Here is a 20764-nt window from a genome sequence, read left to right as displayed (position 1 = left end):
GGCCGATATGGATGCCACGGACAAACAATGAACACTGCTCAACAATCGATTCAACAGTACATAAAAGCCAAGGACAGTAATCGCCCACATTTGTTACGCCAGGCCTTTGCGCCAGACGCGATCCTGGACATGGTCGTGCATACCGGATCTATCTCGTTTCCACCCCACGTTGAAGGCCTCGGATCTATCGGCGATGTGCTCGTCAGGCGATTCGGCCAGACTTTCGAAAACGTCTATACCTTTTGCCTGGGACTCCCACCAGAACCGCAGGCCAAAACATTCCAGTGTAAATGGCTGGTTGGCATGTCCGACAAGAGCTGCGGCGAAGGCCGAGTCGGTTGCGGTCTGTATGAGTGGCAGTTCAGCCCCGAGTCGGGGCTTGTCGAGAGACTCACTATCACCATTGAGCACATGAAAACCCTGCCAGCGACTGATCTGCACTGCATCATGGAGTGGGTATCGCATCTGGATTACCCATGGTGCAGTTCGCAAGCGTTAGTGAGCAATTCTCCTGATATAGACATGCTTGAAGAGGTGATCCAGTACCTTACGGCCAATACTCCAACCTGAACTTCGCAGGTGTAGAACTACACAATCTGTCATATTCAGCTTCCTTGTCATATCCCGCCAGATGCCATTGTTACGATTGGTCAGCATCCGAAAAGTACAAACCGGCACGCCTGAAAAGACGCCACTCAATGAGTGGCGTTTTGTGAAATATGCAGCGCAAAACCCAAAGAAAAACTCGCAGGACAGTGAAGCACCCCTTATTTCATCAGCATCCAGCGCAATACCAATGATTGCGTGGCCTGACCGTGGCTTTCAGAAAAAAACCAGTATCTGTATCGAAAGTTTTCGTTCAAAGCATGGCGCTTTGCCTTGGTTGAACTACCTTTCAAACAAGAAGAAGACATAACGGTTCGAAATGCCACATTAGGTTCAGCGATCAGATAGCGGATTGGCAAAAGGAGTTACCTCACTATGATCCTGACAAGCGTTTTCCGGCTCAGTGCGTTAATTGCCGGTTGCTTTTTAGGGGAGTCAGGCCGGCGCAAAGTGCCGTCTTTAGCTGCTGTCGAGCCTGCGCATATCGTTCGGGTTGACAGCCCTGGCATCTGGATCACTAAAAACCGTTATAGCGAAGGTCGCTCGCCGTTCAGTCGGAACAGCGTATTGCAGCTGCTTGCATGTAGCACCACGGAATATTGCCGGGGCCATTAGTCAGGGGTCTGGCGGGGTAGAGGGCCGACCGAGGCCCCTTGTAGTGATCCGAGGCAACCTGGTTTTGCCTCAAAGATGGCCTATTCAGCGAGGATGCACTTAATGAGCTATCGTACCGTGCCCGCTTTCAAGCGAATTATCCATGGTCTGTTCTGGATGGGCCTTGGTGTGGATGCGGCTCAGGCCGCGGCGGCCAATTGTTCGCAGTTGGATAACTTACCGGCAACGTTCGAGGTCGGTCAGGGACTTCAGAACGAACTGCGCGTCCCCGTCCCGGTGACGCAGCTGGCGGTAGGCGATCCGAAGATTGCCGACGTGCAACCCAGCGGCAGCAACGCCTTCATACTCACGGGCCTCGCGCCGGGGGCCACCAGCCTGATGGTCTGGACCGCCTGTTCGAAAGAGCCGCGCCAAAGCATGGTGTTCGTCAAGGGCAAGGCCACCGCGGCGCTGACCAGCGTCTCGACAGTGCCTTCCGAAGACCCGCTGTTGCCGATCCAGGTGCAAACCGACATCCGCTTCGTAGAAGTCAGCCGGACCAAACTCAAGGAAGCCAATGCCTCGATTTTTGCCCGTCAGGGCAACTTCCTGTTCGGCTCGCCGAGAACCTTTCCCACCATCGACGGCATTGTCACGCCATCGTTGCCGGTGAACAACGGCATGTTCAACTTCGCTTTTGCGTCCAGCGATACGCTGGTGTCGATCAACGCACTGGAAGGCAGCGGTTTCGCCTACACCCTGGCACGACCAAGCCTGGTCGCGCTCAGCGGGCAAAGTGCGAGCTTCCTGGCCGGTGGTGAAGTACCGATTCCGGTACCCAGTTCAGGCAGCGATAACGTGTCCATCGAGTACAAGGAATTCGGTATCCGCCTGACCCTGACGCCGACCATCATCGGGAAAAACCGTATTGCGCTGAAGGTGGCACCGGAAGTGAGTGAACTGGACTTCACCAACGCCGTGAGCATCGCCGGCACCATTGTTCCAGCGCTGACCATACGCCGTACCGACACCAGCATCTCCCTGGCCGATGGCGAAAGCTTTGTCATCAGCGGCCTGATCAGCACCCGCAACAATTCCCAGGTGAACAAATTTCCGGGGCTGGGCGATATCCCGATTCTGGGGGCGTTCTTTCGCGACAACACCGTCAACCGTGAAGAGCGTGAACTGCTAATGATCGTTACCCCGCATCTGGTCCAGCCACTGGCTGTCAACGCACAACTACCGTCATTGCCTGGCGAACAGCTGCGCAATTACGACCCGAACTTTTACCGCATGTTCTTCCTCGAAAATGGCGACTTCGACAGTCGTTCCGGGCTTTCACAATGAGCCAGAGCAGCCTGAATCTCGCCCTCATTCGTAACGGTGACCTTGAGCGCTTGCCGGGCCGGCTTTCTTGCCATTGGCCAAGCGTTCAACGTGTTGTAGCCAAAGGACATTCGATGAAAGCAGTCATTGCAGTCATGGCGACATTGATGCTCGCAGGTTGTGCCACTAATGGTTTGTCTTCGCGACCGGCTATCTGCGCCAAGCCCGATTCGGAACAAGAGTTGGCCCTGAGTCTGGCCGACAACATGGCCAACGATGGCCGTTTGTATGCCAGCCTGGCAAATCTGGAAGGTTTGCCCGACAACCTGGTTCAGGTTCGCCTGCGCAAGGCTCGGGTGCTGCGTTTGATGGGGCGTAACGAGGCGGGGCCGTTGTATCAAAGCTTGCTCGGCACCTGTCTGGCCGCCGATGGGGAACATGGCCTGGGCCAATTGGCCGCGGCCAAAAATGATTACGCCACCGCGACCAAACACCTTGAGCGTGCGGTCAAGATGGCGCCCACCGATGACAAGATGCGCAATGATCTGGGGGTCGTTTACCTCAATCAACGACGTATCCCTGAAGCACGCTTCGAGTTCATGACCGCCATGGAGCTCAAACAGTCCAATTCATTGGCGGCACTCAATATGGTGACGCTGCTGATTTATCAGGACAACTGGAAGTCGGCTGCCGAACTCGCGAACCGTGCCAGCTTGAGTCCCCAGCAAATCGCCGAGGCTCAAAGCCGCGCGGAAAAACTCAAGGCCTCCGCAAAAAAAGTGGCGGCTTCGCAGGGCAATCGCAAGACTGAGGTAGCCGCTGCCTCATCCAGTGCGACCAAGTAAAACGTACGAGGAGTCGAGATGAATACCAAGAGGCTGTTGATCGTGTGCATGGCTTGCCTGTCCACCAGTGCCTGGGCTATTGAACCGGGCCCCTCTTCGAAGGAGCAAAAAGGCACCGAGCAGTGGTTGGTAATGCAGAGTCGCGGTGTCGTTGCCTCCACTAAACTGCAAACCGCTTCGGCCACCGAACGTGACCTGGCCATGCAGCGTTGGCTGAACAGTTTCAACTACCCGATTCCGGAGTTTTTTGACCAGGATATGGCGGGTGAGATCACTAGCGGTAACTGAGGCACATCAATGGGTGATCAGCCTCTGGTGTCGTCTAAAGTGGCCTGGCTGCAAAGCCGGGCTAGACGTCGTGTACAAGTAAAGCAGCGGTATCTGCGAATTATCCAAGGCTGGCTGGATTACGCTGTAGAAGCTGCCGCAGGCTGCGATCTTTTGCTTCAGCGATTCCTCGCCCATCAAAAATCAAAAGATCGCAGGCTTCGCCAGCTCCTACGTCTGACCGCGCTGCTTCTTAAAGAAGTGCCTGGCAACCATTGCTTGCGCCCTGACCAGCCTGTCACCGAGCGTATCGCGACAATCAGCACCCGGTCGTGATGAACAAACATACGCAAATCCCTGTAGGAGCTGCCGCAGGCTGCGATCTTTTGATTCAGAGGCCTGGACAACGAATTGCCTGCCAGAAAAATCAAAAAATCGCAGCCTGCGACATCTCTTACAGGGATGTGGATCTATGGAGGGAAGTACAGATCAGGGTCGGGCGGCAAGGCCATCGTACTCGACAGCCTCCGTCCGTTATTTCACCCGAATGCTCTCACCACACCGATCAAGGCAGGGCCGATGGCGACCAGGAAGAAGCTCGGCCACAGGCAGAAAATCAGCGGGAATATCAGCTTGGTACCGATTTTCGCCCCTGCCTCTTCGGCAGCCTGCATACGCCGGTCACGGAACTCGTCGGCATAGATGCGCAGGGTATCGGCCACGCTGGTACCGAAGCGAATACTCTGCGCCAACAGGCTGACCAACCCTTGTACATCATCCAGACCAGTGCGCACGGCCAGTTGCTTGAGCGCCTCGGTACTGGAGATGCCCGCGCGGATTTGCGCATTGACCAGGGCCAGCTCTTCAGCCAGTTCAACCTGACTGACCGACATTTCTTCAGCCACCCGTTCGATGGTCGTGGGCAGGGCCAGGCCCGACTCCACGCACACCACCATCAGGTCCAGTGCATCCGGAAACGCAGCGCGCAGCCGACGTTGACGCGCCTGCTTACGCTTGCCGACATACAGGGCCGGCAGCAGCCATCCGATACCGGCCGCCATGACCACCAACAGCAGACCAATGCTCAGCGAAACCTTGGGGATCAAAGGCAATAGCAACAATGCAACGCCGACCAGCAATAGCGGTAACATCAAACGCACCGCCCAGTACATCTGCACCGCCGAAGCAGAACGGTAACCCGCATGCGTCAACAGGGTCTGGGTGGCGGATGCCTGAGCCGATTCGCTCGAGGCAAAGCGCTGACCGACCCGCTCCAGCAACAGTTGCAGATTACCTGGAGCGTCCTGCCCGGTCGTATTGCCTAAATGACCACGCTTGATCAACGCCAGGCGACGCTGCACCGGGTCTTGAAGGCCCAACATCAGCAAGATCACAGCGACCACCGCCAGCACTGTACTGACACCAATGGCGCCGAGGAACAACAGGCGCCCCATCTCCTCGTTCCCCGTGACCCGACTGAACAACCCGAGTAAAAAGTCCATGAACTGTACCTCCCGGTAGCGAATAACGCTTAAACCTGAATCCGGATGATTTTGCGTATCCAGAAAATCCCGACCAACATGGAGCAGAAAGCCCCGATGATCAGCTTTTGGCCCATGGGATCATTGAGCAGAACAGGCATGTAAGTGGGGCTTGTAACGATGATTGCGATCGCCAGCACGAAGGGAATGGCCACCAATATCCAGGCCGACATCCGCCCTTCCGCCGACAAGGTTTTGATCTTGCGCTGAAAACGGAAGCGTCCACGAATCAGTCGACTCAGACGCTCCAACACTTCAGTCAGGTTGCCGCCCGTCTCCCTATGGATGAGGATCGAGGTGACCAGCATCATCACCGTCATGCTTGGCATACGCTCGAGCAGGCCGAGCATGGCGCGACGCACATCGTTGCCATAGTTGATATCGGCGAAGGTCAGGCCGAACTCATGAGCCACCGCCCCCTTATGCTCCTCGGCGACCAGGCGCAGGGTTTCGTTGAACGGGTGTCCGGCACGCAGGGCCCGGCACATGGCATCCAGCGCATCTGGCAGGCCTTCCTCAAAATCAGCAAAGCGTTTGCCACGGTCACGAGAAATTTTCAGCAGGGGTAACCAGAACCCCCCGAAGCCCGCCAGCAACGCCATCCACCAGAGCGCCGAAATCATCCAGATCGAGATAGCCGCACAAACGCCCAGGAACAGCCCGAGGAACAGCACCCGATAAGCCCGGTATTCGTGGCCGCCCTGCTCGATCATCTGTGTCAGGTTCGCCATAAAGGGCAATTGCTCGAGCATGGCCTCCAGGGGCGACAAGCGCGTCAGGTATTTCTGCCGCAATACCGTTTGCATGTTGGGCAGATTGTTAGCCTTCTCCAGTACATGCAAGCGACCGCGGATGCGCTTGCGCATCTTGCCGGCCTCGCCGAACACCGGCACCACGACCCCCTGGGACAGAAGGAACACGGCGATAAACACCATGCCGAGGAACATCAGAATGAATTCACCAGGAATATTGTTCATGACTGGCGTGCCTCCATCCATTCAGGCCTGAACATCGTCAGCGGTAACTCGATACCGCGCTTGGCCAACACATCGCGGAAGGCCGGGATCATGCCGCTGGGACGATAATCACCGAGCACCTCGCCGTTTTCGCTCATGCCTTGGCGCGCAAAGGAGAAGATTTCGGTCATGGTGATGATCTCGCCTTCCATGCCGTTGATCTCTTGCACGCTGACCAGGCGGCGCTTGCCGTCCTCCTGGCGTTCCAGCTGAATCACCACATCGATGGCCGACGCGATCTGCTGCCGCATGGCCTTGATCGGGAAAGTCGCCCCGGTCATCGACACCATGTTTTCGATTCGGCCCAACGCATCACGCGCGGTGTTGGCGTGAATGGTGGTCAACGAGCCGTCGTGGCCGGTGTTCATCGCGGTCAGCATGTCCAGCGCCTCGGCGCCGCGCACTTCGCCGATCACAATACGGTCCGGGCGCATCCGCAAACTGTTGCGCACCAACTCCCGCTGACTCACCTCGCCTCGCCCCTCGATATTCGAAGGCCGGGTTTCCAGGCGCACCACGTGGGGTTGCTGCAGTTGCAGTTCAGCCGAATCTTCGATAGTGACGATCCGCTCGTTTTGCGGAATGAAACTGGACAGCACATTGAGCATGGTGGTCTTGCCGCTACCGGTACCGCCGGAAATCAAAACGTTCAAGCGTCCACGGACAATCGCCTTGAGTAGCAGGGCAATGGCCGGGGTCAATGTCCCCACCGAGATCAGGCTGTCGGTATTGAGCAGGTCCACCGCAAAGCGGCGAATCGACATGCTCGGACCGTCGATAGCCAGCGGCGGAATAATCGCGTTAACCCGCGAACCGTCCTTGAGTCGGGCATCCACCAATGGCGAGGATTCGTCGATACGCCGACCGAGGCTGGAAACGATGCGGTCGATGATGTTCAGCAAATGCTGATCATCGCGAAAGCGCACATCGGTCCGTTGCAGTTTGCCGAAGCGCTCGACATAGACCGAGGCATGGCCGTTGACCAGAATGTCGGACACGCTGTGATCGGCCAGCAACGGTTCCAGGGGACCCAAGCCAAGCACTTCGTCAGTGATTTGCTTGATGATCAACTGGCGGCTGACAGAACTCACCGGCGCCGAATGCTCATCGAGCAAGCGCTGGCAAATATCGCGAATCTGCCGCGTGGCTTCGGCCTGTTCAAGGGAGTCCAGCAAGGACAGGTCCATGACCTTGAGCAACTGCTGGTAGATCTTTTCCCGCCACTCGGCTTCCACCGGGGTGACCTGGCTTCTGGTTTCGTAAAGAACATCCGGGACGATGTGCTCCCACGCCATCATTTCATCTGCCGGATCCGACAGATCACCGTTCGACTGTGTCGCCGATGAGGCGGATTTACCGGATTGTTTGCGCAAGCGGTTACGAAAGTCGCTGATCATGGGTCATCCCCCGAAAAAACGGTTGAAGGCGCGTTTGAGTAAGCCTTTGTTCCCGGCTACTTGTTGACCGACCAGGTCCTCGGTCATGTCGCGCAGAGCGGTAGTAATCGCCGCCCTCGGCGCATGCAGCCCCAACGGCACGCCAGTGTTCTGACTCTGGCTGACCAGGTTGAAGTCGTTGGGTAATTTCGACAGATTGGTGCAGCGCAGCGCCTCGCCGATGTCTTTGAGGCTGATGGGGGCTGCCTTGTCATAGCGGTTGACCACTATCTGCATTTGGTCCCCGCGCACACTCAGGTCATCGCGAAGAATCCGCACCAGAGAGCTGGCATCGCGCAGATGACTGACACTCTGCTGCACCACTACGTACACCCGATCCACCTGTTCCAGCACCGAGCCGGTGAGGTGGTCGATTTGCCGCGGCAGGTCGATCACCACCCAGTCGTAGCTGGCGCGGGCCAGTTTCAACAGGGCATCAAGCTGTTCGGGCTGGGCATCCTGTGGCAGACACAGCTCACCGGCCCGGCCACCCAGCACATGCAAGGTCGGACTGAAGTGACTGCAAAAACCGCGTAACGCGACACTGTCCATGCCCTCGATCTGCGCCAACACCTCCAGATGGCTGTGCGACTGCGCCACATCCAGATAATGCGTGACACTGCCAAATTGCAGGTCCATGTCCAGCAACAGGGTGCTGCCGCCCTTGACACTGAGTTGCTGAGCCAAGTTGCAAGCCACCAGGGTTCCACCGGAGCCGCCCTTGGCGCTCATCACGGCGATCAATTTCCCTTCTGCCCCGCTGCCGGTCCGAACCTCTGTGACCAGACGATTCAAGGCGGCGACCAATTCTGTCTCGGCGATGGGCTCGGGCAGCACGTCCCGGGCGCCGGCCTGCATGGCCAGGCGCATGCCTTCCTGTTCGCTCAGCAGACCGCACACCAACATCGGTGGACGTTCATGGGCTGGACGCTGCAACAACGCCGACAATTCTTCACGCCACAGATGGCTGACGCGCAACAGCAGCAGATCGGGCATCCGGTCCAGGCCATAGAGCGGGTCGACATGACCGTTGCTCACCAAGCGAGTGCTCACCTCCAGGCTCGGCATGCGCTGGCAGACGCTCTGCAGATCGCGCAAAGAGGTGGCGTCACGGCTGCTGATCAGCAACCGGAGCCCGGCTTTGCCGGTCGAGGTGGCGACTGGGGTTTCCTTGGTATTCAGCATGGTGTGATCTCCCCGGAATCGGAATGACGCCCAAGGCTTTCGCGTGGCAACGTTGCCCTGAATGTGGGCAAGGTAATGGGCACGCCGAACCCGGGAATGAACAGATTGAAAACGAAGTTTTGCAGGCTCAACTGGACGTAGCGGATGGCACGGAATCCAGTGACCCCACTCGTGTCGCCAGGGTTGGCCACCAGAGCGCCGTTTGCATCCAGATAAGTCAGTACCAGGTTGCTGGTGCTCAGATCGGTGATCAGCTGGCTCGTACCGGCATCCCCCGCGGCATTGAAAATCGCCCGCTGCAGGATCACCGGATCGCTGATATTGCACACTGCCGCCAGGCGTGCACCGCGACGGGCTGCTTCATCCAATGCATTGACCGTGAAATACAGGCGGCCCATTTCCAATACGGCGAACAACAGCGTGAATACCAGCATGCCAATGATGGCGAACTCCACGACATAGGTGCCGCGCATGCATTTGCGATTCATCACAATGCCCTCATGACAGTGGTGGCGACCAGCGGAATGCTCAGCGCAATCGGATTACCGAAGAAACCCGGAATCGATCCGGTGCAATTACCACTGCCAATCACCGGGCAGAACGTGTAGGTGATGGTGACCCGCACATGGTCGAAGCCCACGGCGGCGACCTCCACCATACCGGTCGTCAACCCTGACACCACAGGGCTGCCGGTATTACTGGGCACACCATAGACCGCGACATTTTTCGTCTGGTCCTGCAGGGCATTACTCAGAGAGACCTCACCGAGCGTCGAATTCCAGGCCTGGCTGGCAACAAAACGGTCCGCATCACGACTGGCCTGCAGCAGGACGTTGTACTGATAGAGCATGCGGCCAAATTCGCCGAAAGCCAGCAACAGCAGGAGCAACAATGGCAGCACGAGGGTGAATTCCACCAGGGCCAGGCCTTGCTGGCGCTGCGGCTCTTTAAACGTGTTAAGTCTCATGACGTTCCCTCCTACGAGTCGGTGCTCGGAGTGCCGCTGCCGTTGAGATAGGTTTTGTAGAGCTGAATGATATTCGGGCCGGAATCGTTCACCGGTGTAGGACTGGGCACGTTGTCACCTTCGCACTCCTTCACAAACTGTCCGAAGATCTGCGCCTCCGTGCCGCCGTTACTCATTGGCTGAACCACGTAATAGCAGCCGAACCCCAAGACCGGGACCGTGGTTGAACCGCCCTGTTTACCGGTGCAGTCACCCACAACGATTTTCATCATCCGGCGCTCGAACACCCCGTTGCTTTCACAGCCACTGCTAGAACCTGCCACACAGGCAGCAACGCTCGCACGCCAGTCGTTGTAGTCAAATATCGCGTTGCCGCCCGCGGTAAGATCGCCACCACTCGATGTGACGGGTTGCCCTTGGTACTTCGATTGTGGCGGGGTGACTGAGTCGTCATAAGTGATCGCGGGGTTGCTGGATGTCGTCACCAGGTCCGGCGGATAGGCCGAGGAATTGACCTGCCCCTGATAGATGCCGAAGCGCGTATTCAAGCCTTGAGACGCAGGGCCCACCGTGTTGCCGGGTTTGGTCTGGACATTTTCCCCCACGTTGCGGCAGACCGAGCCGCCTCCGGCCATATCATCCCTGACCGAACTGCCGCCCGAACCAAAATCGAGCAACTGAAAGTTGCCTGGCCCAATGGCGGACGAATTGCCGGCAGCCGACTTCAGTACTTGCAAATCACCAAATTGGAAGCCCCAGAACATGCCAGCGTCCGGGTCGTATTGACTCGGCTCGCCACAGACCATCAAAGGTGCGAGATCACACGGGCTGGTAGGGCTGGGGCCTGCCGTGGCAATCGCCGCCACCGCTTTGTTCCCCACGGCGCCGAATGACTGGGCGAAGTTCCAGAAAAACCCCGTCAGGTTATAGTTCGGTACCGATACCCGAACGTATTTGGCATTCGAAGGCCCGGGATAGGAGAACGGGCCATAGACGAGGCTGGACAATTCCACCACCGCGAAGCCGTTGCCGCCGACAACCGCTGCCAATTCATTGTTGCCCGGAGCATTGGCATTTTGCATCAGCGTATTGAGCGCGGCAGCTTGCGTCGCGCTGGCAGCGTTGACTTCTCCCGCCACCTGACTCAGGGTTTTGGCACCACTCAGGGCGGCGGCGTCTACCGCATTCTGCAGGCGCGTTTTGTTCAGCAACATGTGTCCGCCGTCCAGAGCCAACGCCGCCATCATGGCCATCACCGCCAACGCAATCACCATCAGTACGCTCACCGATCCTTCCTGGCGCCTTGGCGTCGCAGTGAACGGCTGCTGAATTCGAAGATTCATCATCAAGCCCTCATTTACCGAAACTGATCCGGATCGGCTCCGCCAATACCTGGGTGTCCAGGCGCCTGTTGCGTTCTGTCAGCGAATGTTGACTACTTTGGTTTCGATCCCGCGGATAATGGTGATAGCTCCGCCACGCTCGCCACTGCTGCGCTGCACCACACGTTTTGGCGCCGGGGCTGCGGCCATCGCCATGACCGGTGCCGCAGGCGCAACGGTCGCGATTTTCTTCTGGTCGTTCAGCGGATTGCGCAAGGTCAGTTGCAATTTTCCTTCCGTTTGTGCGGTAACCAGGGTTTCAGCCTCTGCAGTCGTCATTTCCAGCGTCACTGCACGCACCACTACCGGCTGGGTCTTGTCGGTACCTGCGGTCTGGTCCACCGCCAACACCCGCAAATTCTCGAGGATGGTCCTGGACACAGCGTTATTACCGGCGCCATCAGTTTTTTTAGTCGCCAGCACATCGACCCGGTTACCGGGTAGCAGGAACCCACCCACGCCGACCACATCGTCTACCCGTACCGAGATGGCACGTTTGTCTGTCGCAATCAGCGAGGCCAGGGTACTGCCGCCCAAGTGCTCGCTCAGGCGTGCGCCGCGCATGATGTCGCCCTTCAGGATGTCGAACGTTGCGATCTTGCCTACTGCTTTGTCGGTGGAGTCGAAGGCATCGTCCGGGATCGTGTCCATGGGCATGCGCATGGTCGTGACCTGCTGAGCCTCGACCATCTGCCCGAAGGGAATTTCTACCGTGGCGACCACCACACTTCGAAGGTGATCATCGGGGGTGGCATTGAGCCGTGCGCTCAGCCAGGAGTCGGCCATCCATGCGGCCCCAAGGCCCATGACCAGGGAAATGCCTATCAGGGAAACAGTACGAGAGCTCATGTCAGTATCTCCGCTTCAAAGAAAGTCGAGCTGGACGAAATAGTTGTGCCAGGCCCATTCCAGCTCCTGCGGCGACAGAGCTCCGGAACCGCCCAGGTAACGCTGACGGTCGAGGGCCATGTTCAGGAGATCGCGAGGGTGGCAAGGCACCAGGGGCATGCCTTCACTTGCATAAAGCCTTTGCAATACATAACGCAGCAGCAGCGGGTCAAAAGGAATGCCCAGGCGCTCGCTTTCCTGACGCCAGATCTTTTCGTACTCCTCAGGCTTCAGGTAACCGAACTGCAGCTTGTAGCCAATCCGGCGCAGAAAGGCCTCATCAGCCAGCTCCAGGGGATTGAGGTTGGTGGAAAACACCAGAATCAAATCGAACGGCAGCTCGCAATGCCGACCGCCGCCCAGGTTGAGGAAGTCGCGCTTCTCTTCCATGGGTACGATCCAGCGATTCAACAGCTCGGCCGGAGCCATGCGCTGGCGCCCCATGTCATCGATGATGAACAGGCCGTTACTGGCCTTGAGCTGCAAGGCGGCCTGGTATTGACGGGTGTAAGGGTCATAGCGAACGTCCAGCTGTTCCATGCTCAGCTCGCCGCCCGTAATGACGATCGGACGTTTGCAGCACAACAGTCGACGGTCGATCCCTTCGTTGAGCATCAAGTTGTTCGATTGACTGTTGTCATCGAGACGCTGATGCACCTGCGGGTCATAGATCTCGATCACCGACTCGTTGATGACGATGGCATGAGGCACCCAGATCGCTTCGGCGAAAAGACGAATCAGCCGACTGCTGACATACGTCTTGCCGGTACCCGCGGGGCCATAAATCATGATCGCGCGCCCGGAGTTCAGCGCCACACCCAACTGATCGAGCATCCCCTCCGTGAGCACTACGCCCGTGAGGGCCCTGTGCATATCGTCGGCGTTGATGCGACCGTGGTGAATGGTCTGGATTTTGATCAGGGAACGGTAAGTACTCACCGGGAAAGGTGCCGCGCCGATATAGCCACTGCGCGACAGTGCATCGCGGGCGGCACTGCGGCCGCGTTCGGTCAGGCCATAACGCAGCATCTGCCCACTGGATTGCCCCATCTGGCCCAGCACTTCGACACGGCCATCCTTACGCAGAAACGCCAGAACTTCTTCTAGTACGGCGCCGGTCAGTGCCAGGCGCTCCACCAGCCGCGACATGTCCAGCACACCGGCGTCATGCAAATGCTTGCACACCAACTCACCGAGGAAACTGTCGGTCAGACCGGTTTCGCGGATGGTGCATGGCTGAGGCGCCAGTCGTTGCACCGCGTCCCTATCGCTGGGGTAGGCATCACTATCGACGATGACGTGCATGACTAAGCTCCCAATCCACCGGCAACGAGTTGCCAGTAGACGCTGTTTAAAGTGCCGATCAGGATGGCGATCGAATAAGGAAAAGGTTTGCCGGCTACTTCATCCGAAGCAGGCGCCAGATAGGACTGCGCCCTCAGAATCAGCCGATAGCGGCCTAGGGTTTGAAGTAATTGACCGCGGAACAGCACGATCAGGAAACCGCAGACACCGCCGGCAATCAGGCTGAATAAGGCAGCCCACAACGCGAAATGAACTGGTAAAAAACTGCCGACCATGGCCATTAACTTGACGTCGCCGGCGGCCATGCCACCAAAGGCGTACATCGGCAGGAACAATGCAAAACAGATCAGCATACCCAACAGGCCGTCACCCAATCCGTTGACACCACCTGAATAAGTCTGACCGGCCAATCCCAGGGCAAGGCCCAACAAAACCAGCATGTTGGGAATACGGTGGCGAAGCAGATCGCTCACCACCGCGACGGCCAGCAGTCCTAGCAGTACAACTGTTGATATCAGCAATTCCATGGACATGGCGCGTCTCCCGATTGCGAATTATCGTTAGCAAGCGACCCCGCCGTTGACCGCGGCGCACAGCGCATCGATTTTGGTTTCCACCTGACCTCCAAGCGCCACGAACGCTGCGGCGACAGTCACCGTAATCAGCCCACCTGCCACTGCGTATTCCACAATGGTCAGGCCATCTTCGTCTTTGACGAACTTCAGTACCGAAGCCTTGATTGTTTGCATGATCATTTTGCCCACCTCACTCGAAAGTTGTTTTTTCAGAGGCAGTGCGTTCTGCTCTGCCTGGATGCAACACTAGTCAGGGGCAAGGCATAGGCGTTAGGAAGATTTTGCACATCACTAGGACTTTTTTGCGGGGGCACCAACTACCAGGTAGTTGGCTTTTGGAAGGAACGGCAGGGCAAAAAAGGAAATGACTTGCGAATGCGATTACCGTCGATTCACAAGCGACGAGCGGTTGCCGCTCGTGACATCGATCCACGCTACCAAACAACTGGGATGGCGCTGATTCTGCAACTAAACATAGAGCTCATAGAACTAAAGCATCAGTTCTTTATAAGCATTTAATCTGCAAAGTCAGTTCACGTTGACAATACTACTCACCGAGAACGGCATGAAGAACCGCAGAGTAGAGACATGACGTCCAATTTGACCAGAAGGCCATCGCTACTGTGGTTCGATCTGACCCACGACCATTCCACCAAGGAACTCATCGCGCAGTTCGAGAGCGCCTGCGACTGCAAATTGGCGAAAAACTCCGTGTTGCCCCACGGGGAACAGGCGGACATGATCTGCATCCATTTCGATCGCCCCGACACGCCGGGCTTGAGGCTGTTGCTGGAGATCAAACGCACCACCCCCACCATCCCGATCACCATGTTCACTGTGCAGCACTCGGAAGAACTGGCGGTATGGGCCATGCGTTCCAGCGTCTGGGAATACATGGTGCTCCCGCTCTCAGGCACTGAGAGAAAGCGCTATCTGACAGCAGTGGTGCAGCTGTGCGAGTTGCGCCGAAATGCCAACGGCCAGGGCCAGACCTCGCTGATCGATCACTCCCCGACCTTGCCGGATAGCATCCGATTGACCTCGGGACACCAAAAACACCAGGCGTTGAGCCACGTCATGCTGTACATCGACCAGCACTTTCGCGACAGCATCGATCAGAGAGAGTTGGCGAAGCGTTGCGGCATGACGACCTTTCGCTTCAGCCGCCTGTTCAAGGAAGCCAATGGCGTTGGTTTTACCGATTACATCCTGAACAAGCGCATGAGCTTCGCCAAACAACTGCTCGACAATAGCCAGATGCCGATTACCAGCATCGGCTATGAAGCCGGCTTCAAGGACCCGTCCTACTTCGCTCGCGCCTTCAAGCAGTTCGTCAACTGCACGCCCAGTGAATACCGTTTGACCTGCCAACTCAGAGCAGTGGCAGCGCAACCGGCGCTGGAAGATACAACCGCTGAAGTGCTCGAAAGCCTGGTGCAGAGCCTCGGAAGTTGAGCCGGCTTTTTTCACGCGCATAAAAAAACGCCGCTCAATGAGCGGCGTTTTTTTGAATTTGGAGCGGGAAACGAGACTCGAACTCGCGACCCCGACCTTGGCAAGGTCGTGCTCTACCAACTGAGCTATTCCCGCAAATGGCGTCCCCTAGGGGACTCGAACCCCTGTTACCGCCGTGAAAGGGCGGTGTCCTAGGCCACTAGACGAAGGGGACACGCTGCCCGGAACACATGGTGTGTGTTTCGGTGCCCAGATCCGCATCCGAAGATCAGGTTCTGGTTTCACTCAGCCCTGCCCGAAAGCAAAGCCGTTTAAAACTGGAGCGGGAAACGAGACTCGAACTCGCGACCCCGACCTTGGCAAGGTCGTGCTCTACCAACTGAGCTATTCCCGCATTGGCGTCCCCTAGGGGACTCGAACCCCTGTTACCGCCGTGAAAGGGCGGTGTCCTAGGCCACTAGACGAAGGGGACACACGTACAACATTCACTCCCTACCGCGTTTCGCTGTGTGCTTTACGCTGTAAGTGGCGCGCATTCTATGGATGGATTGAGGGGTCGTCAACCCCCAGATATAAATTTATTTAAATCAATGACTTCGCCCTGCTTTCAGCAGCGATTGAGGCTTTTCCGTCGACTGACCTTTGGCGCCTATATTCTGGCATCCAGCAAGGAGTTATAGTCCCGGCGCGGATGATGGCAATGTGCATCTCGCCTGCTATTTACTTATCTATCCGGCGTTACGGCCGATATAAACAGAGCCAGAGCCGATTCAACTCGTCGAGCGACCTAGGCGCCCAAATGCCAAGCTACTACACTCGACTCGCACGCGAACCCTAATAAAAGAGGTCTTACCGGTGACACCACTCATGATCACCCTGCTAGTCGTAGCCGGGATCGCACTATTGATCGCCATTGGCTACATGAACCATGTGGTGGAGAACAATAAGCTGGAAAAGGCCCGCACCAAGGTTGAACTCAATGACCGCCTGCGTCGCTGCGGTGAAATCACCGAGACCTTCCCCGGCCAGTTGATGACACCGACCCTCAAGCTGCTGTTGACCCGTCTAGAATTGAACGTCTGCCAGCGCTTGCTGAACCTGGAAAAAACCAACACGACTTTGAAGGCACGGATTGCCGAGCTGAGTACCCTCGTCGCCCAGGGCGAATCGATCCCGGTCAACAACCCGCCGGCACCGATCCAGACCGAAGCCAAAGCCAAAGACGTGCGCTTTTTGCTCGAAGCCCTGCATGGCCAGATCACCCGCGCGGCACAGGATGGTTTCCTGCCGCCCAACGAAGCCAAGCGCTGGATCCGCGAGGTACGCCACATCCTGGTCCTGCTGCACATCGAATTCTTCAACAACCTGGGCCAGCATTCGCTGCAGCAAAACCAGCCCGGCCAGGCTCGTCTGGCCTTCGAACGCGGCGTGCAATACCTGCGCAAACAACAGGAACCGCAGATTTACGCAGAACAGCTGGAATACCTGGAGAAACTCCTGGTCCGCGCCAACGCCCAGGTCATGGACACCATCGCCCCGGTTGAAGGCGAAGTGAACCAATTGACTGAAGGTCTCAAAGACGTCGAGGCTGATGCCGACTGGAAGAAAAAAGCGATCTACGACTGAAAAGCCACTGGTTCAGGTTAATGCCGGTAAGTTAAGACGCAGAACCTGTGGGAGCGTGGCTTGCCCGCGAAGAACGATGACGCGTAGCACCTGAAATACCGCGGTGCATTCTTCGCGGGCAAGCCACGCTCCCACAGGATTTTCGTCGCTCAAACGTTGGAATTGATGGAAGGCAGCGCTTACAACCTGAAATGCCCCACCATCCCCTTCAACTCAACCCCCAGCTGCGCCAACTCAATACTCGATGCGGCATTACCCTGCATCGCCAGCGACGACTGATCCGCACTGGCGCGGATACTGGTGACACTGCGATTGATCTCCTCGGCCACTGAACTCTGCTCTTCCGCAGCCGCTGCGATCTGCTGGTTCATCTGCTGAATCAACGACACCGCTGCCGCAATGCTTCCCAACGCGCTCTCGGTCTGCAATGCATCGCTCACCGCCAGTTTCACCAACTCGCCGCTATTCTGAATCTGCTGCACCGACGACTGCGCCGCCGAGCGCAAGGCACTGACCAGCTGTTCGATTTCCTCGGTCGATTGCTGGGTTCGCTTGGCCAGCGCGCGAACTTCATCGGCCACCACCGCAAAACCCCTGCCCTGCTCGCCAGCCCGAGCTGCCTCGATGGCCGCATTGAGCGCCAACAGGTTGGTTTGTTCGGCAACACTTTTGATCACGCTGAGCACCGTGCCAATGTTCTGGATTTGCGCACTGAGGCTTTCGATGCTGGAGCTGGCCGAGGTAGCCGAGTCCGCCAATTGTTCGATCCGCGCCATGCTCTGTCGCACCACCTGCTGACCGCTCTCAACCTTGCCATCGGCTGTCTGCGCCGCCTGGGCAGCCTCTTCCGCATTACGTGCAACGTCGTGCACCGTGGCAGTCATCTGATTCATCGCGGTGGCGACCTGCTCGGTTTCTTCCTTCTGGCTGCTGACTTCCAGATTGGTCTGTTCGGTTACCGCCGACAGCGATTGGGCAGAGCTCGCCAGCTGTTCGATACCGGCCTGCAAACCACTGACGATATTGCTCAGCCCTGCGCCCATTTGCTGCATGGCTTGCATCAACTGGCCGATCTCGTCACGGCGGGTCACTTCAATTGTTGCACTCAAATCGCCCGATGCGATTTGCTGAGCGACACGGATCACACTGCGCAGCGGCGCGACGATCAACCGGGTAATCACCCATGCAGCGATCAGCCCCACCAGCAAGGCCAGAGCCGAGGAACCAATGATCAACAGCGAATTCTTTTTCAGCTCTGCCTGCATCGACAGGTCTTCGGCAACGTAGGCCTGATCCACCCGTTCCACCACTTGAGCGGCGCGCTGGTGGAGTTGCCCGTAGACGGTTTTTTCTTCTGCCAACAGCCCAGTGTACTCGGCGAGTTTTTCACTGAAACCGGCGATGTGACCGGACACTTCATTGAGGACCGTCTGGTAACCCTCGTCCTTGATCGTGGTTTTCAGTTGCTCGGCCTGGGTCAGCGCCTGATCGGCTTGCTCGATCTTGCCCTGCGCGCCGCTGTCATCGCCCTTGCGGCTCTGGTCCAGGCGTACCCGTGCTTCGTTCATGGCCTGCAACATCAGCCGTGCAACCTGGCTGACCTGATTGGCTTGTTCGATGAATTGCGCGCCGTCCTTGCCCTCGGATTCCTTCAAGGTATAGGCACCATCATCGGCGAGCCCGGCCTGCAGCACGTCCAGGTTATTGGCCACGCTGGACACCGACCAACTGGCCATTTCCAGTGCCAGGTCCTTGGCCTGACTCAGCGAGACAAACTCGTCGAACGCCTTGCGATAGGCCCCCAGAGATTGTTCGACGTCATTCATGATTGGCACATTGGCCGCCGATTGCGCCTTAAGTCCGCTCGCCAGAGCGATCAGAGCGTCCACCCCGGCGTGCAAGGCGTCCACGGTTTTCGGATTACCGTGCAAGGCGTATTCCTGCTCGAGCAGGCGAACCTTGAGCAAACCGCTGTTGAGCGACGACATCTGCTTGAGCCCGTCGAAGCGCTGACTGATGGTTTGCAGGGACCATACGCCGATGGCCGCTACCAACGCGGTCAACAGCAGCACCAATACAAACCCGACACCCAGTTTTTTCGCCATACCGAGGTTGGCAAAACGTCCTTGCACGGCCGAAATCATTGCGCGTAGTCCCCTGCCATTGTCTGTTGATGCAGATTCGCAACGGGCTTGTGCCAACACAAGTCTCTGGCGGCGGAATAATGGCAAAAAGCTACGCCCGCGTCGCTTTCAGAACGCTTGAGGTCGATCCAGAGCGGTGGCCTGAAAAAATGCCCGGGCGCGAGGATCACAGGCATAAGCTATGTTGATCCGCTGCCAGTCATGAACCTGGCCGGTCGGACTGAACGCCGTCGGGCAAGACAGCAGGACACCAAAGCGCCGAGCCTGAGTGCGCACCTGAGCATCGTCAGCGTTGCGCGATCGCGCCCAGATGAACAGGCCGCCAACCGGTTTGCCGAAAACCTCCCACTCCGCCTCTTCGAGCAGCTGCAAGGCCGCTTCTCTGCCAATGCTTAAACGCTGGCGCTGACGCTGCACCAATTTGCGGTAGGCACCGCTGGCCAACAGACTCGCCAGCACCGACTCGCTGAACCGTGAAGCGCCCATGCTGCTGATCATCTTGACTTTCGCCAGTCGCGAAATCACATCGGCATTGGCCACTACAAAACCGATCCGCAACGAACTGCTGAGGGTTTTTGAGTAGCTGCCGACGTAGATTACGTTGTCATCGATGCCGAGGGCCGCAAGGCGCGTGCCGGGACCGCTGTGGAAATCCGCATAGACGTCGTCTTCAATCACCGGTACGCCATGGTTTTTAGCCAGTTGCAGGACCCGCTGAGCCACCGCCGGGGTCAAACTGCTGCCGGTGGGGTTGTGATAGAAGCTGTTGATGAACACGCCACGGGGTTTGTCCTTAAGCAGCACTGCTTCGAGTGCGTCGGTATCTGGCCCGCGTGGGGTTCGTGGCACCTCGATCATGCTGACCCCGTGCAGCCTGAGCAGATCGAACAGCATCGAATAACCAGGACTCTCCACCACCACGCAATCGCCCGGTTTGAACAGCGTGCGCACAATCAGATCGAGCCCATGGCTGGCCCCAGCCGTGGTCATTATTCGGCTTTCATCCACCTCGATACTCAGTTGTTTCAACCGTTTGAGAATCTGCTGGCGCAAGGCAGGCAGGCCCAGCGGCGTGCTGTAGTTGAACAACCCGGCCATGTCGGTACGACTGATCTGGCGTATGGCGTAGCTCAGGTCATCAGTCTCGCGCCAGCTTTCGGGTAGCCCGCCGCAACCCAGTTTCAGTTCCCCGACATGGCCGCTTTGCTTCTCCTCAAGCCCTTCGAACCAGGGAAAATCCCGTTGCCCCTGAGCGGCCAGCGCCGCTGTCGCGACAAAGAAACCCGCCCCGCTACGCGCCTCCAGTACTCCTTGAGCCACCAGCCGTTCACAGGCCTCGACGACACTGGATTGACTGAGCAGATTGATCCGCGCGATTTGTCGCACGGAAGGTAAACGCGCTCCCGGCGTCACCTCGCCGCGACGGAGCCAGTCGGCCAATGCGTCGACGATTTGCTGCACGACAGGCACCAATGCCTCCCGATCGATTCTCAACTCCATGAGTAAGCAAACTCCTGTCCGTTTTGCGGGGAACAGTTAATCACAGGAGCGCTCCGGGGGATGTGCGACAACGCCGTCAAAACCCTCGGTTCTAACCATTTGAAAC

20 protein-coding genes, 4 tRNA genes and 1 pseudogene are annotated in these 20764 nt (G+C 57.6%); 7 read left to right on the top strand and 18 right to left on the bottom strand.

Annotation, left to right across the window (positions count from 1 at the left end):
• Window positions 1–27: 27 nt before the first annotated feature.
• The 5 genes from ABH909_RS10800 to ABH909_RS10780 all read left to right on the top strand — a co-directional run bounded on the left by ABH909_RS10800 (window position 28) and on the right by ABH909_RS10780 (window position 3974).
• Window positions 28–570 (top strand): hypothetical protein, encoded by a 543-nt coding sequence (locus tag ABH909_RS10800; RefSeq protein ID WP_429432964.1) that lies wholly within the window; start codon window positions 28–30, stop codon window positions 568–570.
• A 753-nt stretch (window positions 571–1323) separates the two neighbouring features.
• Window positions 1324–2547: a type II and III secretion system protein family protein gene (locus ABH909_RS10795; protein WP_429432962.1), complete on the top strand. Its 1224-nt coding sequence runs from the start codon at window positions 1324–1326 to the stop codon at window positions 2545–2547.
• 113 nt (window positions 2548–2660) lie between these two features.
• Window positions 2661–3371 (top strand): tetratricopeptide repeat protein, encoded by a 711-nt coding sequence (locus ABH909_RS10790; protein WP_429432960.1) that lies wholly within the window; start codon window positions 2661–2663, stop codon window positions 3369–3371.
• 18 nt (window positions 3372–3389) lie between these two features.
• Window positions 3390–3659: a DUF3613 domain-containing protein gene (locus tag ABH909_RS10785; protein ID WP_429432958.1), complete on the top strand. Its 270-nt coding sequence runs from the start codon at window positions 3390–3392 to the stop codon at window positions 3657–3659.
• A gap of 9 nt (window positions 3660–3668) precedes the next feature.
• Complete coding sequence (locus ABH909_RS10780; protein WP_429432956.1) at window positions 3669–3974, top strand: hypothetical protein; 306 nt, start codon at window positions 3669–3671, stop codon at window positions 3972–3974.
• Window positions 3975–4177: 203 nt separating this feature from the next.
• Here ABH909_RS10780 and ABH909_RS10775 read toward each other — a convergent pair whose 3' ends face one another.
• From ABH909_RS10775 to ABH909_RS10725, 11 genes are all read right to left on the bottom strand, one after another.
• Window positions 4178–5140, bottom strand: coding sequence for a type II secretion system F family protein (locus tag ABH909_RS10775; RefSeq protein WP_429432954.1), 963 nt, complete (start codon window positions 5138–5140; stop codon window positions 4178–4180).
• Window positions 5141–5169: 29 nt separating this feature from the next.
• Window positions 5170–6156, bottom strand: coding sequence for a type II secretion system F family protein (locus tag ABH909_RS10770; protein ID WP_429432952.1), 987 nt, complete (start codon window positions 6154–6156; stop codon window positions 5170–5172).
• Complete coding sequence (locus ABH909_RS10765) at window positions 6153–7592, bottom strand: CpaF family protein (protein WP_429432948.1); 1440 nt, start codon at window positions 7590–7592, stop codon at window positions 6153–6155. Before ABH909_RS10765 ends, ABH909_RS10770 begins: the two co-directional genes overlap by 4 nt.
• Window positions 7593–7595: 3 nt before the next feature.
• A complete protein-coding gene (locus ABH909_RS10760; protein ID WP_429432946.1) occupies window positions 7596–8816 on the bottom strand; it encodes an AAA family ATPase in 1221 nt (406 codons plus the stop codon).
• Entirely contained in the window at window positions 8810–9304 is a 495-nt protein-coding gene (locus ABH909_RS10755) for a TadE/TadG family type IV pilus assembly protein (RefSeq protein WP_429432944.1), read from the bottom strand. The genes ABH909_RS10760 and ABH909_RS10755 overlap by 7 nt, the downstream gene beginning before the upstream one ends.
• Entirely contained in the window at window positions 9304–9783 is a 480-nt protein-coding gene (locus tag ABH909_RS10750) for a TadE/TadG family type IV pilus assembly protein (RefSeq protein WP_429432942.1), read from the bottom strand. Before ABH909_RS10750 ends, ABH909_RS10755 begins: the two co-directional genes overlap by 1 nt.
• Window positions 9784–9794: 11 nt before the next feature.
• Complete coding sequence (locus tag ABH909_RS10745; RefSeq protein WP_429432940.1) at window positions 9795–11129, bottom strand: Tad domain-containing protein; 1335 nt, start codon at window positions 11127–11129, stop codon at window positions 9795–9797.
• A gap of 75 nt (window positions 11130–11204) precedes the next feature.
• Window positions 11205–12014, bottom strand: a complete 810-nt coding sequence (gene cpaB, locus ABH909_RS10740; protein WP_429432938.1) for a Flp pilus assembly protein CpaB — start codon at window positions 12012–12014, stop codon at window positions 11205–11207.
• A 15-nt stretch (window positions 12015–12029) separates the two neighbouring features.
• Window positions 12030–13358 carry an AAA family ATPase gene (locus ABH909_RS10735; RefSeq protein WP_429432936.1) on the bottom strand — a complete coding sequence of 443 codons (1329 nt, stop codon included), beginning with the start codon at window positions 13356–13358 and terminating at the stop codon, window positions 12030–12032.
• A gap of 2 nt (window positions 13359–13360) precedes the next feature.
• Window positions 13361–13891 (bottom strand): A24 family peptidase, encoded by a 531-nt coding sequence (locus ABH909_RS10730; RefSeq protein ID WP_429432934.1) that lies wholly within the window; start codon window positions 13889–13891, stop codon window positions 13361–13363.
• Window positions 13892–13918: 27 nt separating this feature from the next.
• Entirely contained in the window at window positions 13919–14113 is a 195-nt protein-coding gene (locus ABH909_RS10725) for a Flp family type IVb pilin (RefSeq protein WP_429432932.1), read from the bottom strand.
• Between the two features lie 408 nt (window positions 14114–14521).
• On the opposite strand from ABH909_RS10725, the gene ABH909_RS10720 reads away from it, so the two are divergent.
• Window positions 14522–15388, top strand: a complete 867-nt coding sequence (locus tag ABH909_RS10720) for a helix-turn-helix domain-containing protein (RefSeq protein ID WP_429432930.1) — start codon at window positions 14522–14524, stop codon at window positions 15386–15388.
• Window positions 15389–15447: 59 nt separating this feature from the next.
• On the opposite strand, the gene ABH909_RS10715 is transcribed toward ABH909_RS10720, so the two are convergent.
• The 4 genes from ABH909_RS10715 to ABH909_RS10700 all read right to left on the bottom strand — a co-directional run bounded on the left by ABH909_RS10715 (window position 15448) and on the right by ABH909_RS10700 (window position 15860).
• A tRNA-Gly gene (locus tag ABH909_RS10715) sits at window positions 15448–15523 on the bottom strand.
• Between the two features lie 3 nt (window positions 15524–15526).
• Window positions 15527–15602, bottom strand: a tRNA-Glu gene (locus tag ABH909_RS10710).
• A gap of 104 nt (window positions 15603–15706) precedes the next feature.
• Window positions 15707–15782: transfer RNA gene (locus ABH909_RS10705), tRNA-Gly, on the bottom strand.
• Between the two features lie 2 nt (window positions 15783–15784).
• Window positions 15785–15860 (bottom strand) — tRNA-Glu (locus ABH909_RS10700).
• Window positions 15861–16255: 395 nt separating this feature from the next.
• Here ABH909_RS10700 and ABH909_RS10695 point away from each other — a divergent pair.
• The gene (locus tag ABH909_RS10695; RefSeq protein ID WP_429432928.1) at window positions 16256–17014 is read left to right on the top strand and encodes a hypothetical protein; all 759 of its coding nucleotides are present in this window, start codon (window positions 16256–16258) and stop codon (window positions 17012–17014) included.
• A gap of 179 nt (window positions 17015–17193) precedes the next feature.
• Here the strand turns inward: ABH909_RS10695 and ABH909_RS10690 are convergent, their stop codons facing one another.
• The 3 genes and pseudogenes from ABH909_RS10690 to ABH909_RS10680 all read right to left on the bottom strand — a co-directional run bounded on the left by ABH909_RS10690 (window position 17194) and on the right by ABH909_RS10680 (window position 20658).
• Window positions 17194–18057, bottom strand: coding sequence for a methyl-accepting chemotaxis protein (locus tag ABH909_RS10690; protein WP_429439826.1), 864 nt, complete (start codon window positions 18055–18057; stop codon window positions 17194–17196).
• Window positions 18055–18279, bottom strand: a pseudogene (locus ABH909_RS10685) (HAMP domain-containing protein); the annotation flags it as partial. The pseudogene ABH909_RS10685 and the gene ABH909_RS10690, both read right to left, overlap by 3 nt.
• A 987-nt stretch (window positions 18280–19266) precedes the next feature.
• On the bottom strand, window positions 19267–20658 hold the full coding sequence (locus tag ABH909_RS10680; RefSeq protein ID WP_429432926.1) for a PLP-dependent aminotransferase family protein: 1392 nt from the start codon (window positions 20656–20658) through the stop codon (window positions 19267–19269).
• Between the last annotated feature and the right edge of the window lie 106 nt (window positions 20659–20764).

Source organism: Pseudomonas sp. BS3782 TE3695 (assembly GCF_050435305.1).
Classification (GTDB): domain Bacteria; phylum Pseudomonadota; class Gammaproteobacteria; order Pseudomonadales; family Pseudomonadaceae; genus Aquipseudomonas.
The sequence above is the reverse complement of the archived record's forward strand: the minus strand, read 5'-3'. Positions and strand labels throughout refer to the sequence as shown.

Excerpts from the sequence above, each read along its gene's own strand:
- ABH909_RS10800 (WP_429432964.1), top strand. The coding sequence starts at position 28 with ATGAACACTGCTCAACAATCGATTCAACAGTACATAAAAGCCAAGGAC.
- ABH909_RS10795 (WP_429432962.1), top strand. The coding sequence starts at position 1,324 with ATGAGCTATCGTACCGTGCCCGCTTTCAAGCGAATTATCCATGGTCTG.
- ABH909_RS10790 (WP_429432960.1), top strand. The coding sequence starts at position 2,661 with ATGAAAGCAGTCATTGCAGTCATGGCGACATTGATGCTCGCAGGTTGT.
- ABH909_RS10785 (WP_429432958.1), top strand. The coding sequence starts at position 3,390 with ATGAATACCAAGAGGCTGTTGATCGTGTGCATGGCTTGCCTGTCCACC.
- ABH909_RS10780 (WP_429432956.1), top strand. The coding sequence starts at position 3,669 with ATGGGTGATCAGCCTCTGGTGTCGTCTAAAGTGGCCTGGCTGCAAAGC.
- ABH909_RS10775 (WP_429432954.1), bottom strand. The coding sequence starts at position 5,140 with ATGGACTTTTTACTCGGGTTGTTCAGTCGGGTCACGGGGAACGAGGAG.
- ABH909_RS10770 (WP_429432952.1), bottom strand. The coding sequence starts at position 6,156 with ATGAACAATATTCCTGGTGAATTCATTCTGATGTTCCTCGGCATGGTG.
- ABH909_RS10765 (WP_429432948.1), bottom strand. The coding sequence starts at position 7,592 with ATGATCAGCGACTTTCGTAACCGCTTGCGCAAACAATCCGGTAAATCC.
- ABH909_RS10760 (WP_429432946.1), bottom strand. The coding sequence starts at position 8,816 with ATGCTGAATACCAAGGAAACCCCAGTCGCCACCTCGACCGGCAAAGCC.
- ABH909_RS10755 (WP_429432944.1), bottom strand. The coding sequence starts at position 9,304 with ATGAATCGCAAATGCATGCGCGGCACCTATGTCGTGGAGTTCGCCATC.
- ABH909_RS10750 (WP_429432942.1), bottom strand. The coding sequence starts at position 9,783 with ATGAGACTTAACACGTTTAAAGAGCCGCAGCGCCAGCAAGGCCTGGCC.
- ABH909_RS10745 (WP_429432940.1), bottom strand. The coding sequence starts at position 11,129 with ATGATGAATCTTCGAATTCAGCAGCCGTTCACTGCGACGCCAAGGCGC.
- cpaB (WP_429432938.1), bottom strand. The coding sequence starts at position 12,014 with ATGAGCTCTCGTACTGTTTCCCTGATAGGCATTTCCCTGGTCATGGGC.
- ABH909_RS10735 (WP_429432936.1), bottom strand. The coding sequence starts at position 13,358 with ATGCACGTCATCGTCGATAGTGATGCCTACCCCAGCGATAGGGACGCG.
- ABH909_RS10730 (WP_429432934.1), bottom strand. The coding sequence starts at position 13,891 with ATGTCCATGGAATTGCTGATATCAACAGTTGTACTGCTAGGACTGCTG.
- ABH909_RS10725 (WP_429432932.1), bottom strand. The coding sequence starts at position 14,113 with ATGATCATGCAAACAATCAAGGCTTCGGTACTGAAGTTCGTCAAAGAC.
- ABH909_RS10720 (WP_429432930.1), top strand. The coding sequence starts at position 14,522 with ATGACGTCCAATTTGACCAGAAGGCCATCGCTACTGTGGTTCGATCTG.
- ABH909_RS10695 (WP_429432928.1), top strand. The coding sequence starts at position 16,256 with ATGATCACCCTGCTAGTCGTAGCCGGGATCGCACTATTGATCGCCATT.
- ABH909_RS10690 (WP_429439826.1), bottom strand. The coding sequence starts at position 18,057 with ATGGGCGCAGGGCTGAGCAATATCGTCAGTGGTTTGCAGGCCGGTATC.
- ABH909_RS10680 (WP_429432926.1), bottom strand. The coding sequence starts at position 20,658 with ATGGAGTTGAGAATCGATCGGGAGGCATTGGTGCCTGTCGTGCAGCAA.